The sequence below is a fragment of the Arthrobacter sp. 05T442 genome, from assembly GCF_056395945.1.
The window spans coordinates 87,246-103,893 of the sequence record NZ_JBFTKM010000014.1; the positions used below are offsets into that span (position 1 = coordinate 87,246).

The 16,648-nt window shown below is 66.6% G+C and carries 13 protein-coding genes; 1 reads left to right on the top strand and 12 read right to left on the bottom strand.

All coding sequences use genetic code 11. The features are described from left to right. Positions 1 to 56: 56 nt before the first annotated feature. The 12 genes from AC1DES_RS14010 to AC1DES_RS14065 form a co-directional block, all read right to left on the bottom strand. The gene (locus AC1DES_RS14010) at positions 57 to 806 is read right to left on the bottom strand and encodes a LamB/YcsF family protein (protein WP_476896309.1); all 750 of its coding nucleotides are present in this window, start codon (positions 804 to 806) and stop codon (positions 57 to 59) included. Beyond that, positions 790 to 1,632, bottom strand: coding sequence for a hypothetical protein (locus AC1DES_RS14015; RefSeq protein ID WP_476896310.1), 843 nt, complete (start codon positions 1,630 to 1,632; stop codon positions 790 to 792). The genes AC1DES_RS14010 and AC1DES_RS14015 overlap by 17 nt, the downstream gene beginning before the upstream one ends. Before the next feature lie 195 nt (positions 1,633 to 1,827). Beyond that, positions 1,828 to 2,484, bottom strand: coding sequence for a hypothetical protein (locus AC1DES_RS14020; protein ID WP_476896311.1), 657 nt, complete (start codon positions 2,482 to 2,484; stop codon positions 1,828 to 1,830). Further along, entirely contained in the window at positions 2,481 to 4,313 is a 1,833-nt protein-coding gene (gene pilM / locus AC1DES_RS14025; RefSeq protein ID WP_476896312.1) for a type IV pilus assembly protein PilM, read from the bottom strand. Before pilM ends, AC1DES_RS14020 begins: the two co-directional genes overlap by 4 nt. Before the next feature lie 57 nt (positions 4,314 to 4,370). Next, positions 4,371 to 5,219 (bottom strand): prepilin peptidase, encoded by an 849-nt coding sequence (locus AC1DES_RS14030; protein WP_476896313.1) that lies wholly within the window; start codon positions 5,217 to 5,219, stop codon positions 4,371 to 4,373. After that, entirely contained in the window at positions 5,216 to 7,087 is a 1,872-nt protein-coding gene (locus tag AC1DES_RS14035; protein WP_476896314.1) for a hypothetical protein, read from the bottom strand. The genes AC1DES_RS14030 and AC1DES_RS14035 overlap by 4 nt, the downstream gene beginning before the upstream one ends. Beyond that, positions 7,084 to 7,761, bottom strand: coding sequence for a hypothetical protein (locus tag AC1DES_RS14040; protein ID WP_476896315.1), 678 nt, complete (start codon positions 7,759 to 7,761; stop codon positions 7,084 to 7,086). Before AC1DES_RS14040 ends, AC1DES_RS14035 begins: the two co-directional genes overlap by 4 nt. Before the next feature lie 62 nt (positions 7,762 to 7,823). After that, entirely contained in the window at positions 7,824 to 9,194 is a 1,371-nt protein-coding gene (locus AC1DES_RS14045) for a type IV pilus modification PilV family protein (RefSeq protein WP_476896316.1), read from the bottom strand. A gap of 156 nt (positions 9,195 to 9,350) precedes the next feature. Beyond that, positions 9,351 to 9,788 carry a type II secretion system protein gene (locus AC1DES_RS14050; RefSeq protein WP_476896317.1) on the bottom strand — a complete coding sequence of 146 codons (438 nt, stop codon included), beginning with the start codon at positions 9,786 to 9,788 and terminating at the stop codon, positions 9,351 to 9,353. Between the two features lie 194 nt (positions 9,789 to 9,982). Then, entirely contained in the window at positions 9,983 to 11,212 is a 1,230-nt protein-coding gene (locus AC1DES_RS14055) for a type II secretion system F family protein (protein WP_476896318.1), read from the bottom strand. Continuing rightward, a complete protein-coding gene (locus AC1DES_RS14060) occupies positions 11,213 to 12,691 on the bottom strand; it encodes a type IV pilus twitching motility protein PilT (RefSeq protein WP_476896319.1) in 1,479 nt (492 codons plus the stop codon). A gap of 29 nt (positions 12,692 to 12,720) precedes the next feature. After that, positions 12,721 to 14,388, bottom strand: a complete 1,668-nt coding sequence (locus tag AC1DES_RS14065) for a GspE/PulE family protein (protein WP_476896320.1) — start codon at positions 14,386 to 14,388, stop codon at positions 12,721 to 12,723. A gap of 1,846 nt (positions 14,389 to 16,234) precedes the next feature. Here AC1DES_RS14065 and AC1DES_RS14070 point away from each other — a divergent pair. After that, a partial coding sequence (locus AC1DES_RS14070) for a chaplin family protein (RefSeq protein WP_476896321.1) occupies positions 16,235 to 16,648 on the top strand: 414 nt, incomplete at its 3' end.

Consider the following 16,648-nt stretch of genomic DNA (forward strand, 5'->3'; position numbering starts at 1 on the left):
GCACCGGGCAGGCACCGGCCGGCGGTGGAATCCCGCCGGCCTTCCTCACGACAAACTCAGGCGAAACTCTCCAGCTCAACCCCGGCGCCTTCGAGCGCGGCACGGATCGCGGCGGCCGTAGCGACGGAGCCCGGGGTGTCGCCGTGCAGGCACAGAGACTGCGGCTCGAGCCGCAGCACGGTGCCGTCAACGGCCTCGACTTCGCCCGTCGTGGCCAGGCGCACGGCGCGCTCGGCGATTTGCCCCTCGTCGTGCAGCAGCGCGCCTTCCTGCGAGCGCGGCACGAGGGTGCCGTCCGGGAGGTAGGCGCGGTCTGCATAGGCCTCGGCGAACACCGGGTGACCGGCTTCCCGGGCGATGCCCAGCAGGGCGGAGCCCGGTAGGCCCAGGACGGGAAGACCGGGATCGTAGGCCTGGATGGCGGCGATCACAGCGGAGGCCTGCTCGGCGTCGCGCACCGTGCGGTCGTATAACGCCCCGTGCAACTTGACGTAGTCCACCGACGCGCCGACCGCGTGGGCCACGCCGTCGAGTGCGCCGAGCTGGTAGAGCACGGCGCCGAAGAGATCATCGAACGTCATATCCAGGGAACGGAGGCCGAAGCCGGCCAGGTCCGGGTAGCCGGGGTGGGCGCCAACCTTGACGTCGAGTTCGTAGGCCGCACGGCACGTGTCCAGCATGGTCACAGGGTCCCCGGCGTGCAGTCCGCAGGCCACACTGGCACTCGTGACGAGCGGGAACATGGCGGCGTCATCGCCCATCGTCCAGGTGCCGAAGGACTCGCCGAGGTCAGCGTTCAGATCCATGAATTCTCCCTTCCAGCTCAACGTCCCCGGCCGGGGTTCCGGCCGTGTTTCGTTCGGAGCTCATTCCTGGGCTAGCCAGCAGCTCCCCCGGGATCGTGTCCGGCAGGGGGCCGAAGGCCTCCTTGGCGTTTGCGATGACGGCGCGCCCCATCAGCCGGTTGCCGACGCCGCCGACGACGGCGCCAATGCCGAAGGGCAGCGCCCGGCCCAGCAGCGCGGTTCCCTGGCGCTTCAACAAGTTCCGCAGGAACATCGCCTGGATCCGCTCACGCACCGAGCCGAAACCGGCCGACGGCACGCGGCGCGCGAACGCCGAGCCCCAGGCCTGGGACGGCCCCTTGCTGCGGCCGGCGGCCTGGCCGCTCAGCGAGCTCAGCAGCTCCGTTCCTTCCTCGCCCAGCATGATGGCCATGACCAGGGTGCTGGCGCGGTCCGGATCCACCATCCGCACGCCGTGAAGCTCTGCCAGGGAAGTGGAGAACAATGCCGTGGCCTCGAGGAAGCCGACGGTCGCGGCCGCCGAAAGACCCAGCGCAGCCACGGTCCCGACACCCGGAATCACGGCCGATCCGCCGACGAGGGCACCGCCGCCGGTGACGGCCACCAAGTAGTCGCGCTCCAGCTTCGCCGCAAGCTGCGCCGCCGTCGCCTGCGGGTGTTTCCGCTGCAGCCGCCGGAGGTTTGCGAGCACGAGCGGCCGCTGGACGTCGACGGCGCGCAGGAGCATGCTGTGGACGCCCGGCTTGGGCTTGCCGTCGGCGTCGAACATGGCATTGTGTGCGGTCTTCTGGGCAATCTTCATTGCAGGGTTGCTGCGCTTGGCCATCGTCGCCTCTCCGTGAACCATAAGTGTGCTGAACTTCGTCCAGTCTAAACACTAGGCCACGCCGAGCCCGCGCCTCGATCGGATGCGGGCAGATCAGGGCGGATCGACGCCGGCCATCCGCCCTGATCTGCACCCGGTTCGGCCACACCCGCTGCCACGCCAGTCTGCGGCGCCCCCGGGTCCGGGCTCCAGCTGTCACCCGGTTGGCGCCGAGCCCGTCTGCCGGTCGGACAGCACATAGGCAAAGCCACCGATCGAGGCGCTGACGTCCGGGGAAGAACCCGCTGCCACGGCGGAACTCGAATAGGTGGTCACCAGCATGAGCCTCGTCCCGGTCTGCAAGCCATGAACGAAATCCAGGACCTTGCCATATTGCCCGGTTACCGTGAGCTGGATCGGCATCAAGGTGAAGTTCTTTGAATTCACTCCGGCGCTGGACGCCGCGGCCGGCGAAGCGGCCGGCGCCTCAGCCCCCGGCGCAGCCGGCGCCGCAGCCTTCGCCGGCAGATAGGCCTGGCCATCGGTCACGGTGAATGCCGTGAGGCTCACACCGTTGGCCACCTCCAGGGAATGGATCTCGGCGATGAAGGATGACATGTCCGTGCCTGACGGGATGGCCTGACGCAGCGCGTCACGCTGCTGCTTCAGCACATCCAGCGTCGCGTAATCCCGCTTCAAAACAGCCAGGCCATTGGCGCTAGCGGCATTCTTAGCCCGCGCTGCCGCAGCGTTCTCGTGGGCCGTGGCTGCGGCGGCGAGCTGGGGCTGGACGCCAACGAGAAACCCGAACAGCACGATAACGGCCATCGCGAGCACCGCGCCGATCAAAAATATCCTGTTCTTATCCATCACTTTGCCCCCGCGGGGAAACGCTTCGAGAATGCGGCCTCGTTGATGTGCATCGTGATGTTGATCATGTAGCCGCCGTCCGGGTTTTTGACGACGGAACCGGGCAGCGCATCGGCAAAGCCCCGCAGGGCCTGCAGCCGGTCCAGCCAGGGCGGGACCACGGGGAGCGTGGGGCTCTTTGCGCTAAAACTCAGCGTCGCTACCCGGCTTCCTTGCAAGGGTGCGGTGGACTGGACGAATGCCGCCTGCGGCGACGACGAGTCGATCTGCACCGTATCGATGGTCATGCCCCCGGGCAGCGTCTTCTGCACGTCATCAAGGTAGGCCTTCCAATCGATTTCAGAGTTCATGCCGATCCCACGGGCGGCCTGGATCAAGGCCACCTCATCCTGGACCTGCCGTACTTCACCATATTTCCGTTGCTCGGCCAGGAGCAGGCCCGTCTGTGCCTGTTCCGCGGTCAGCTCGCCCTGCGCCAGGAGCGCGGCCACGCCGGCGCCTCCCCAGCCGAGCACCGTGAGCAGCAGCACGGCCACGACTGCCAGTCCCAGGCGGTCCCGCAACTTCCTGGCGGCGACGAGCTGGCGCGTCTCCGTCGGCAGCAGATCGATCTGGCGGTTTCCGCCGACGACGATGCCGCCACCGCGCGCGGGCCGCTTGGGGCGCAGCGATGGCAGGCGGACCGGCTTTTTGGCGGCAGCGGCAAGACTCCACCGCTTCCGGACCGGGCCCGCGCCGGCGGCGGTTCCGGCGGCAACGGCGACGCTGCCGGTGCCGGCTGGAGCGCCGCCGTCGCCGATCGCGAGGCCGAGTGCCACGGTCAGGGCCGAGTGGCCCTGTCCGTGCTCCCCCGCCTGGAGCCGTCGCGACAGGTCGACACGCTGGAACGGGTCCCCCGTGACCACTTCCAGGCGGGTCACTTCCGCGAGGCTCTCCGCGAAACCGGGCAATGCGGCTCCGCCGCCGCTCAGCACCAGCTGCCGCACGGTCTCGTCCGGCCGGCTGTTCAGGTAGTACTGGACCGTGTTGCGGAGGCTGATCAAGAGTTCACTGGTCGTCTCGTAAATGATTCCGAGGGCCTCGTGATGTTCTTCCGGCACCCCCTTCCGCGAGCCAAGTCCGAGCTGTCGCTTGAGCAGTTCCGCGTCGGCGGGAATCATCCCCAGGCGGGTCGCGAGCGCACTCGTGAGATCCCGTCCACCGGCCGGGATGAGACGCACGAACTGCGGAACGCCGTCTTTCGCGATGAGCACGCTGGTGGTACTCGCGCCCACATCGATGACTGCCACCAGCCCGTCGCCGTCCTCCCGCGGAAGCAACACGCGGCTGGCGGCGAACGGGATGAGGTCCACGTCGACCGTCCGGAGCCCGGCGCGGCCCGCGGCCTCAATATTGCCCAGCACCGCTTCCTTCCCCGCGGCGACCAGCAGCCCGGCGACGGCGGCCCCGTCACCTCCCTGGACGTCCGATGTCGGGTAAAAATCCAGCTGGGCATCGGCAACCGCCATGGGCAGCATGTCCTGGACCTGGAACGGCAGCGATTCCCGGATCGCGGCCAGGGTGGCTCCGGGGACGGTGAGGTCACGCACCAGCACATGGTGGTTTCCGATGCCAAGCACCACGCTCTTGGACCTGAAACCGCCCTTGGACCACAGCTGTTTGAGGGCTGCAGCCACGGCGTCCGGGTCAATCACCACGCCGCGGCTGACCGCGCCGTCCGTCAGCGGAACCTCGAAGTACCGGAGCACGGTGGGCCTGGTCTTGTCCGGATGACGGACTTCGACGGCGCGCACCGCGGTACTGCCGATGTCCACTCCTATGCGTTGTACCAAGTTCCCTGATCCTTCCCTGTCAGTGGGGATGCCCGCATCTCCGGTGATCCTGTGTTTCTAGAGTCCGACCAGCGCAAGATAGCCTTTCCACAATGAGCCGCCGTCAATAATGCCGATCCAGGCTCCGGCAAGCATCCAGGGGCCGAAGGGAATGCCGCTCTTCCGGTTCGCCTTCCGGGCTACAAGCAGCCCCACCGAGAACAGTCCGCCCAGCAGGAATGCGGCGAAGGCTCCAACCAGCAGCGGGCCCCAGCCCACCCAGCCCAGGAAGAGTCCCAACAGTCCGGCCAGCTTGACGTCGCCGAATCCCATGCCTCCGGGGTAAGCGAGCGCCATGAGCAGATAGGCGGTCCAGAGCACGGCCATGCCGGCGCCGGCGCGCAGCAGCGCGGAATAATCGCCGGAAAGGATTGCGGCCAAGGTGAAGAGGGCGGCGCCCACGAGGTAGCTGGGCAGGACGATGGCATCGGGCAGGCGACGGGTGTCGAGGTCTATCAGTCCGAGCGCCACGGTGACCGCCGCCAGGTACAGGAACCCGACGAGCACGAGGATGCCCGGAGCGCCCTCGGTGGGACGGCCCGCCGTCACGCCGCCTGTCCACGCCCACAGGGCGACCCCGGCGAAGGCGATTCCGGTCCCGGCCTCCACGAGCGGGTACCGCTTGGAGATCGGCTTCGCGCAGCTGCGGCATCTTCCGCGCAGGATCAGCCAGGACAGGACAGGGATATTGTCGTAGGCCTTAATGACATGGCCGCAGCCGGGGCAGGCGCTCGGCGGGGACACGATGGAGAGACCGTTCGGTACACGGTAGACGACAACGTTCAGGAAGGAGCCGATGAGCAGCCCGAAGATGCCTGCGTACGCGGCGAGGAAGGTAAGCCAAAGGCCGGGGCTGGTCAAGCTCATCCGGCGCTCCCGTCTGCGTTGAAGGCTTTGCCGACCTCAACCTGGACGCTCACGCCGTACGTGGTGGAAACCGGAACCATGAACTTCGGCGGTGCAATGTTCCGGAACCGCTGGTCATAAAGATAGCCCTTCGCATAGCCGGTGGACCCGCTGGTGCCGACGGGGCCGCGGAAATTCTGCGCGATCGCCCCGCTGACCGTGAGGGTGCCGCGCAGGTTGCCCTTGTCGTAGTTCTGCACCTGGAAGGTGTGGTTGACCGACAGGATGGCAGCATTGATCGTCCTTCCGTTGTCCTTCGCGCTGTCGTTCAGGAGCGGGGTGAACTTGTAGGTCGGGTTGCTGCCCGAGCAGTTGCTCGTGCACGTGCGCTGCATGGGGTTCCACACCCAGATCGCGTTCTCAGCCACCAGCCCCAGGATGTCCGCCTTCGGGTCCACATAGGTGATGTTTCGGGTTACGTACAGGTAGTTGGCGGCGCTGATCGTGACGGCGCTGTGCAGTTGGCCCTCGACGAAGGCATCGCCGTTACGGCAGCCGTAGGCCTGGGTTCCGGACGTCGCGGTGGGAGCGTACTCGTTGGTGGTGGGGTACCCGATTCCGTTGCCGGCGCCGCTGCTGCCCGTGAGGCCAGTGCAGCTCAGGCCCGGCGGAGTGCTCGACGACGCCCAAAAGTTGGGGTCGCCGGCACCGCTGGAGGGCACATTCTGCACATAGACCAGGTTCTTGGCCGGCACGGGAAACGTCTGGCCCGTCGCGCCCGCCAGCGTCCCGGAGTTGCCGGCGGCGTTCTTCGTCGGGTCACCCGGCATACCGCAGGAGGACGACCCGGACGGCGGCGTGCCGACTGCCGTCGCGGGACTTCCGACGACGCGGGTGGCCTTCGTCCAGGGCGATCGCACCGTCATGGTTCCGTCCGCGTTGAAGACAATGCTCGTAGGCCCGGTGTAAAGGCAACCCGGGCGCGGCACGAGGGCCGGGATATCGGTGCGTGTCTCGTCTTTCATTTTGGCGTTCGACGGCGGCATGGCGACGGCGGCAGCGTAGGCCGGGCTGCCGGGAACCGAAAAGGTGGGCGAACAACCCGACGACGGCTTGTCGTACCGCGGCGGGTTCGCGGTGTTGGAAGTCGTCACGGGGCCGTTGAAGGTGGCGCCGCAGATGTAGAGGGTGTCATTGGAATGCAGCGGGCCGTTGATCACGTCACCGGATCCGAACTGGATCTGGGCGCACGAGCTGGAGCGGCCCTGCCACTTGTACTGGGCACAATTGGGCTGTCCGTTCGTGCCGTTCATGCCGGTCAGGTCGGGGTCCTGGACCTCATAGTTGGTGAAGTAGAGAAAGTCGATGAACCCGGCCTGCTTGAGATTGACCACGGTGCTCCGCACCTGGTTTCCGACGCGTCCGGTTGACTGGAGCCGGAGCACTCCGGTGGCCCAGTAGTTGGAATTGTCCACCTCGTAGCGGTAGGAGGCGGTCCCGCCGCTGCCGGGAACCGTGGCCCAGGAGCCGGTGGGGCCGATGCCGAACGCCGGGTTGGTTGCGGAGCCCGTCGGCAGGGCCAACGCACCGGCCGCCTTGCTCGTGGCACTGAACGGGGAGTCCGGATTGCCGTATTGCATGTACGTGTTGTCATTGGCGAGCTTGCTCTTATACTCGTCGACCCCGGCGTAGGCGGCGGCTATGGCCGCGTTCCAGTCCTGGTCCGTCCTGGCCCTGACCAGGCTGCCGAGCGAGACGCTGAGGGCAGTGGTAACGAGCACGGTCAGGACCGCGGCGATGCCGATCACCACGATCAGGGCCACGCCCTCTTCGCGCCGCGGGCCGGGTGTTTCCGCGGACAGCCGCCTGGCCACTCTGCTTCCGATCATGAAATCGTCGCCGACGCGTTGAGGTTCGGGATGCCGACGAGGTTTTCGAGCGTGACGGGAGACGTCCTGTCGGTCAGGCTTTTTTGCACGGTCAGGCTGACCTTCACGGTGACGATCGCGGCGAGGCTCGCCGCAGGGACATCAGTTCCGGCCGGGGCCAGGGGAACCGTTCCCGGCACGTCGCTGTAATAGGTGAAGAGGTATGGCGCCGCCCCCGTGCGCGGCGAAACCGTGGTGGTCAGGATGCGGGTCGCCTGCGGGGCGACGTATCCGGGCGCCCCGACGTAGGGCGACGGAAACCCCGAATAGCCGCCGGCCAGGACCGTGGCCGCCCAGCGGTCTTCGACCAGTTGGCGCTGCGCATTCAGGGAGAGCCGGATCATCACCGGATGCGGATCAGTGCGGTCGCCGCCCACGAAAGAGTACAAAATGACTGATTCCGGCTTGGCCTCGACGAACGCGGGATTGTCCAGGAGCTGTGCCTGCACGGGGTTGGACGTGCCGGACCGAATAACGCGTGCGGCCTCATCCATGCCGTTGGCGGCGTTGGCGGTATTGGCGTTGACGGCCGAGGCGAGGGCCATCGCTTTCGTGGAGTTGATGAAAAGGTTGGCGGCGACCGTGAGGACGATCATGAGCACGATGCTGGCCACCAGCAGTTCGGTGAGGCTCATGCCGCGCTCCGGGCCTGCTGAAAGGCGCCGCCACCGCGCCCGGCATGCTGCGGTCAGCGCGGTCATGGCGCCACCACCGTGCGCGGGTCGAGCGTCGCCACGCCACTGGACGAAACGGTGCTGGGGGCCGCCACGGCGATGGAGCCTGCAGCGAGGGCCGTGGTCTGCGCACCCTTGGATGACCCGGTGTACAGGGTCCATGAGCCGTAGGGCAATGCAATCTTCCCGGCGGCTGCGAGGGCGTCGAAGGTGTACGTCATCGGCACGGAACAGCCCGGATCGCCGGTGCCCGCCCCGGCGGCCGATACCGCTGTGACGAACTTGCCGGCGGCGCCGGAGATGGTGAGCAGCCCCATCGGCAAGGCGGCCGCCGTCGTCGTGGTCGATGGCGTCCGGACGGCCGCCTTGAGGGTGGGATCCGCGGGCCAGGCCTCCGGATCAACTGAAATGCATCCTGGTGAGCTCTGGCTGGGGGCCACATATTTACCGGCCATGACGGCGTAGCCGCCCGGGAACGGAAAGAGCTGCAGCGTGCGGCTGGCAGCGGCGGCGGCACCAGGGGAGACGTAGACACCGGCCGTGCTGAGGAAGGTTGTGTCCAGGTTGCTCGGGAACTGCGCCGTTCCGGCGGCGGCGTTGGACGCATAGTTGACGGAGAACGAGCCGGCGAGGTCGAAGACGAACCCCGCGGACGCGGACGTCCCGGCGGTGACGGCGATCCTGGTGGCCTTGGTGCTGGTGGGAACCTGGCCGTTGTCGATGTAGCCGGCGCGGGAGACTGTGACATCGTAGGTGCCGGGCACCACCTTCAGCAGGTAGCTGCAGCCCTGGGCATTCGTGGCCGCCCCCGTGACCGCGACGGCGGTGTTGCCGGCCACTCCCGGGGTGGGCGCTGCGGAGACCGAGACCCCTGCGCTCCCGGCGCCGCCCGCGGCCAAGGTGGCGACGATGATCGTGCCGAGGGCGGGGTCGTTGATCACGTTTTTGGGCGCCAGCTGCGTGTCCGTGCGGACAGGCGCCGCCCCGGCGCGCATGCCGTCCCAGGTGACGGAAACGTTGATGCGTTTGTATTGGAGCACACCGGTTCCGGAGCCGCAGCCGTTGCCTTCACCGGCGCCGGTGACCCACTGGGTCGTGCGCTGCACGACGAAGCTGCCGACGGCATTGGCGATCGTCCGGGTGGAATCGCCGAGCGTGAAGACGTCCTTCGCCGAGCGGTCCAGGTCGATCTCCTGGCCGGCAAGGTTCGTGGCCATCTCCCGGGCGCGGCCCTCCTTGGTCATGGCGAGCACGGAGAGCAACGAGTAGGCGATACCCACTGAGAGGACGGCGAACACCAGCATGGCGATGAGGACCTCAACGAGGGAGAAACCGTCCTCCGGCGGAGTGTCCGGCCCCAGGACTAAGCGCAGGCGCGCGGGGAAAGACCTCACGGTGCACCTCTTTCAGCGGGGTTACCAGGCAGCACTCTTGTGGTTGTTTAGGACTTGCTCCAGGGAGCAGTAATGCGAAACGAACACTGGCGGGATGCGGCCCCACGGGCATCCCACCAGTGTTCGATGCAGCGGTCGCTGCTTAGGCGGTTCCTACTAGGAAGGGTTGACCACGTAGTTGGCGGCGTCGCAGGTGCCCTTCACAACGGATCGGGTCGCATCGATAGCGAACGACGTGCCGCTCTTACTAACGCCCGCGATGCAGAACTTGTCTGTGCCGTTTGTGGCGTATGAGAGTGGCCCGGTGCTGTTGTAGTTATCGGCAGCCGGCTGAGCCGTAAGAGAGGTGGGCAGCGCGCCGCCGGTGGTCTGCGTCTGCGCGGTGACAACCGCCGTCTTGGCGTTCGTCAGGTCCGACTGGACCGCGCTGTCCTTGGCGCCGCCCTGGATGTTCAAATAAACCGGGATGGCGATGGCGGCAAGAATGCCGATGATGATGACCACGACGAGGAGTTCGATCAGGGTAAATCCCTTTTCCTTCTCGGCGAGGGCGCTGCGTCGGGCGGCGAGCGCCTGGAAAGCACGTGAGACCATGAAATTCCCCTAATTACTAAAAAGAAGGGCGCACAATTGCGAGCCGAAATGAACTGTATCGGAGGAATTTACGCGTCAGCGTCATCAGTTGGAAATCTTTGGGAACAATTACCGAGGTCCCCGGAAATACGGCGGGAGCGCTGTCTTTTTGCGCTAATAGTGCGCTAATCCTGCTGGTCCCAAGGCGGCCTCGGTCACTTTATCAGCGTGAAGATGTTGAAGATTGGCAGGTACAGCGCCACAATCATGCCGCCCACCACGATTCCGAGGAACGCGACCATGAGGGGCTCAATCAGTGCCGTGAGCTGTTCCGTTGTCGCCTGGACCTCGGCGTCGTAGAAATCGGCAATCTTGCCCAACATCTGCTCCAGGGCGCCTGCGTCTTCGCCGACAGCGATCATTTGCGTCACCATGGCGGGAAAGGCAGGAGACTTGGCCAGCGGACCGGCAATGGACTCGCCCTGACGCACAGATTCCGCCACCTCGTTCAGCGCCGACTCCATGACCCAGTTGCCGCTCGACTCCCCCACGATCCGCAGTGCTTGCAGGATCGGCACGCCGGAACCGATCATGGCGGAGAAGTTCCGGCTGAACCGGGCGACGGCGAGCTTGGTCATCAGCGGCCCGAACACCGGAAGCTTGAGCTTGAGCGGATCCACCACCCTGCGCACTTCCAGCGAGTTCTTGTTCTTCCTCCACCACAGCGAAAAGCCCAGGCCGGCGACGACGACGACGGGCGCCAGCCAGACCATCTGTTCCGAGAGCACCACGAGCATCTGGGTGGGCAGCGGCAGGGTACCGCCAAGGTTGGAAAACATCGTCTTGAACACCGGCACGATGAAGATCAACATGGCCGCCACCGAGAACACCGTCATGATCAGGACGATCATGGGGTAGCTCAACGCCGACTTGATGGTGCCCCGGAGTTTGACGTCCGCCTCGAAGCTGTCCGCAATGGACTCCAGCGCGCCGTCCAGGAATCCGCCGATCTCCCCCGCGCGCACCATGTTGATCATGATGGGGGGAAAGTCGGCGGGGTGCTTCTGCATGGAGTCCGACAGCGAAATCCCCGTCTCGACGTCGTCGCGCACGTCGGTGAGGATCTTAGCGAGCGGTTTGCTCTCGGTTTGCTCAGCGACGATGTTGAGTGCGCGCAACAGCGACAGCCCGGCGCCGACCATGGTGGCCAGTTGCCGGCTCATGATGGCCAGGTCCTTGACCTTGACGCTTTTTTGGACTCCCGAGATCGAGATCTCGCGGTTCAGTCCGGTTCCCACTGGCGCTTCCGCGATGGTGACAGGGAAAAGGCCCATGGTTTTCAGGCGTGCGGCGACGGCGGCCTCGCTGGAGGCCTCCAGGCGTCCCTTGACGAGTTTGCCGTTGCTGTCCCTGCCGGTGTAGGCAAAGGCCTGCGCGGCGCCCACCTAGCCGGCCTCGGACGAGAACGAGTCGCCGAAATCGATTCCGGCTGCCCGCTCGGCCATGGCGCCGGAGGAGTCGCCACGCTCAAGGAGCCGATCGAAGGTCTCCGGATCATGCACTTTCTCGTTGGCCGCGGCGCGGGTAATCCGGCCGGAGCCAACCAGCTCGGCCAAATGCTGGTCCATTGTGTGCATTCCCAGGCCGCGCCCTGCCTGCATCATGGAGTGCACCTGGTAGGTCTTGCCCTCCCGGATCAGGTTGGCGATGGCGGGGGTGGCCACCAGCACCTCTGTGGCCACCACGCGGCCAACGCCGCTGGCACGCTTCACGAGCGTCTGGCAGACCACACCCTGCAGCACTCCGGCGAGCTGCGAGCGTACCTGCCCCTGCTGATGCGGGGGGAAGACATCGATCACGCGGTCGATGGTCTGGGCGGCGTCCTGGGTGTGGAGGGTGGCGAAGACCAGGTGGCCGGTCTCTGCCGCGGTCAAGGCTACCGACATCGTCTCCAGGTCACGCAGTTCCCCGATCAGGATAACGTCCGGATCCTGCCTCAGTACGTGCTTGAGCGCTGCCGCGAAGCTGTGCGTGTCGTTGCCCACCTCGCGCTGGTTGACGAGCGACATTTGGTGCGAATGCAGGAACTCGATCGGGTCCTCCACCGTCACGATGTGGTCCGCCCGCGTACGGTTGACGAGATCGATCATCGCCGCCAACGTCGTCGATTTGCCGGAGCCGGTGGGCCCGGTCACGAGCACCAGGCCGCGCGGCAGCTTGGCGAACTCTCCGATCCGCTCTGGGATCCCGAGTTCCCCGAACTGCTTGATCTCCCAGGGGATCAAGCGGAACGCTGCGCCGAGCGAACCGCGCTGCTGATAGTAGTTCACCCGGAACCGTGCGGTGTCCGGGAGCGTGTAGGCGAAATCCAGCTCCAGCTCCGTATCGAAGATGGTCCGCTGCTCGTCGGTCAGGAGGCTGCCAAGGGCGGAGAGCACCTTGTCCCGCTGCCACGGCTCCGTGCGGCCAGCCGGCCGGAGCCCGCCGTCGACGCGGATCATCGGCGGGGCGTTGGCGGTCAGATGAAGGTCCGACGCCCCCTGGTTCAGCACCGCGTGCAGGGCCGCCAGCAGGTCGGGGTCGATGGTGCCACCCGCGGACTCACCAGCCAGGTCTTGGCCCGCGGCCGCCGGAATGCGCGTCCGGCCAGGCAGTGCATTGGCGTCGTCAACCAGTGCGTCGACGGCGTCCGGACGGCCGACGTCGATAGGGTCCGCGGACGCCGGATCCGTGACGTCCCATAGCCGCCCGGCAACAGGCCCCGGCTCACCCTCAAGATCCGCCGTGAAGTCCGGCATTACTGCGGGCTCCGGCTCAAGCCGGGCCGCGCGGCGGCCTCCGGGCACGAGGCGCTCAGGCGCCCAGCCCGCCGCGGAATCGCCGGGCTGCACCATCGGAACCTCATAGACGGGTCGCTCCACCATTCACTGCCCTTCCGGCATTCGACGAACCACTAGGCCACTACCCTCAATATCTCTTCGATTGATGTCAGGCCCATCCGGACCTTCTCCCAACCATCTTCGCGCAAGGTCAGCATCCCCTGCTCACGCGCCGTACGGGCGATTTCGGCGCTTGAGGACCGGGCGACGGCCAGGCGCTCGATCTCCTCCGTGACCGTCATGACCTCGTGCACGGCCATGCGCCCACGGTAGCCCGTTTGTGAGCAGCCCGTGCAGCCGACCGGCCGGTACAGCACCGGCGGCGGCCTGTCGGGATCGAAACCGAAGCGCAGCGCGGCGAGCTTCTCGGGATCATGGTCCACCGGCTGCTTACACCGGTCGCAAAGCCTGCGCGCCAGGCGCTGGGCGACCACGCAGTCCACGGCCGTCCCCACCAGGAACGGTTCGATTCCCATCTCGGTCAGTCGGGTGATGGCACTCGGCGCGTCGTTGGTGTGGAGCGTGGAGAGGACAAGGTGCCCGGTCAACGACGCCTCCACGGCGATCTGCGCGGTCTCGTGATCGCGGATCTCGCCAATGAGCACCACATCCGGGTCGCTGCGCAGGATGGACCGCAAGGCGCTGGCAAACGTCAGCCCCGCCTTCGGATTGACCTGGACCTGGTTGATGCCGTCCATCCGGTACTCCACCGGGTCTTCCACCGTAATCACGTTGATCTCCGGCCGCGCCACCGTCTTGAGCGTCGTGTAGAGGGTGGTGGACTTCCCCGAACCCGTCGGCCCGGTTACCAGGATCATGCCGTACGGCTTCGTGTAGGACGTTTTGTACGCCTCGTAGTTGCGCTCCAGCAGGTTCAGGTCACGCAGCGAGACGGTCGAGGCACTGTTGTCCAGGATTCGCATGACGATCTTCTCGCCCCAGACCGTGGGCAGCGTCGCGACGCGCAGGTCCACGATGCGGCTGCCATGCCTGACGGACATCCGGCCGTCCTGCGGTTTGCGCCGCTCCGCGATGTCGATGTCGCTCATGATTTTCAGCCGGGAGATCACGCCGTTCTGGATGCTCTTGGGTGCGCTCTGCATCTCGTGCAGCACGCCGTCGATCCGGTACCGGACGCGCACCTCGCTGGCGGTCGGCTCGATGTGGATATCGGAGGCGAGGTCCTGGATCGCCTGGCTCACCAGCAGGTTGACGAACCGGACGATCGGCACGTCGTCCTCGAAGGAGCCGATAGTCCGGCCGTCGTCCTCTGCCCCGGCACTTTCTTCTTCAAGGGTGTTGGTGAGATGGTTCAGCTCATCGTCCGCGCGCAGTGACCGGTCGAGGGCGGACAGCAGGTCGGGGCGGTCGGCGACAACAACGTCCACCGGCAGCTGGGTGGCGGCGCGCACGTCGTCGATCGCAATGACATTTCCCGGGTCCCACATCGCCAGGGTCACACGGCCATCGGCAATGGAAAGCGGCAACACCTCATGCCTTCGGCACAACGACGGCGACACCCGTGACACCGCGGCCCGGTCGATCGGGACGACGAGCAACTCGACAAAAGGCAGGTTGGCCTGCACGGCACGCGCCCTGGCAACCTGCGCACTCGTCACGTCGCCGTCGCTGAGCAGGGTGCGGATGGCCGCCGCGTCGTTGGAGCGGTACCTTCCGAGCCGAGCCACGTGCTCGGGAGTCAGCAGTCCCTCCAGCGCCAAAATTTCCGTCAAGGATGCCACACGCGCCTCCTTCAGAGGACGCAGCAGGCACGTCCGTCGGCCAAACACGAATGCCCATCATTCGTCGACAAGCCTGCCCAGACTAACCCGCCCCGGAGCGAGAACCGAACACCCCGCCACCGGGCAGGGCCGTGGCGGCGTGCGCAGCCGGCCCGCTCCTGCCCGGCTTCATGCGTCTCAGATGCGGGCGCGAACGACCGGGATCGACGCCGCCGGAAGCCCGCTGGGGAAGACCGTTGACTCGGGGACGGTCACGGGGCCAGTCCGTCCCATTCGGCCGGGAGTCGCGGATCGAAGTACGGCGATCGTGTTGCCGCGGGTGTCGTCGAGGTCGATGAACAGCGCGTGGGTGAAGTGGTCCAGCCCCCGGCATTCTGCCAGCCCTCCCCGCGGTCGCCGGCCGCCTTCGTACTGACCCCGTTTGGCGGCCCGACGTCGAACCTCCGGCCCGCATACTGGCCAACGACGACGTCCGGCCCCAGGGATATGGCGACGGCGGCCCCCGGGCCCGCGACCCGCGGCGGGCTGGTCCGGTGCATTCACCGCCGCTTCAACTGGCTCCCGATCGCCGCAGTCCGCTGCCCCAGCCTGGGCCCGGCGGTCTTTCTCTTCCGGCCGGCCGAGGCGTTCCTCTGGCATCGTGAGAGATCAGACGTTTATCCATTCGGCGGATTTTATGCCCAAAACCTCTGGACTTGCCTTCCGGATTGTGCCTAGGGTGGCACCAAAGGCTATTTCGCTGATCCTGGGGGGAGGCGTTCCGAGTGGAAGACACACGTCCGGTATGGCGTCTGCTTCGCCCCGTCGTTCTTGCCGCCGCGGCGGCGACGTCATGGATCGCGCTGTCGGCCTCTGCGGCCACCGCGGACGCGTCGGCTGACCCAAACTCACTCCTTACGAGCATCGGCTCATCAGTCGAAGCCCTCACCCCCGCCTCTGCTGACCCAGATGGACATCAACTCCTCCCTTCAACGGAGAGGGCGCCGGAAGTCAGCCGCGTAACATCCTTAGACCCTGCGCCGTCAGCCGCCCGCCAAACGCTCCTGCCTACAGTCCACGTGGTCACGACGGCCGCAGATGACATCCTGCAAAGTGTTCCTATCGTGCCAGCGTTCATACCTGCGGAATCCGCAACGACATTGACGGACCCGGTCCTACAGCTGGCTGACGCAGCAATTGACACGGCTTCCGAAACGGCACTCCCTCCGATTAGCGCCGCAATTGCGGTCTTGGACTCGGGACTGGATCCGGTCATCGATGCGGGGATCGTCCCCCCTGCCTCACCGGCTCCTGGCACGGGCACCCGGCTGCCGCAAATCATTGCTGACGGCGGGGCTGGCCGTGAGGTTTCGAGCCAGGCAGAACCGTCCGTCAGCCGGAAAGACTCCGGGGCGTCGACCACGAGCCTGCCGACCACCGCCACACCGGGTTGGGCACGGGCCGCGATCCTGTCGCCGCCGGCTTCTGGTGCTGCTGTCACGCCCGCGCCCTGCCTATTGGTGGAATCACGGATCACCGATGCTGCCGCTGCGGTACCCGCGTATCCGGCGGAGTACCCCCTGCACGCACTTCCCGAGCGTCTGCTTGCGGCGCCCGGATCCGGTTCGGCCGGAAACAGCACCTCGGGTGCTGGCCCATCCCCTGTCGCGTGGTTGTCTGACCATCATTTCGAGGTACCAGCCCTGGCTGGGTTCCCCGTCCAGGCCGCCTTGCTGCAGGCGCCTTCACCGGTGTCGTTCGACCCCGGGTCGTCCCCTGACTAGTTGAGTGTCTTCCGCGCCCCGGCGCGGACTAAGGCCACTCGGGCCGCACCTGCGCCCGCCAACAACTTCTCAGGAGAATCATCATGCATCAAATCATTCGACGGGGGCTGCTCGGCACCCTCTTCGCTGGAGGGCTGCTAGCCCTTGGAAGCGCCGCCGCCAGCGCGGCAGACACCACCACCACCGGCTCCGACGGTGTGCTCTCCGGCACCCAAATCGTGGCACCGGTAACCGCACCGGTCACCCCCGGCGCGACCTCGGTAGGCGTACTCGGCGCCCCGACCGCACAAACCAACGGCACGGACGGGACCGCCGGACAGCCGGCAACCGCCCCGGCCCAAAACCCCGACACCACCACCGGCACCACCACCGGCTCCGACGGTGTGCTCTCCGGCACCCAAATCGTGGCACCGGTAACCGCACCGGTCACCCCCGGCGCGACCTCGGTAGGCGTACTCGGCGCCCCGACCGCACAAACCAACGGCACGGCAGGGACC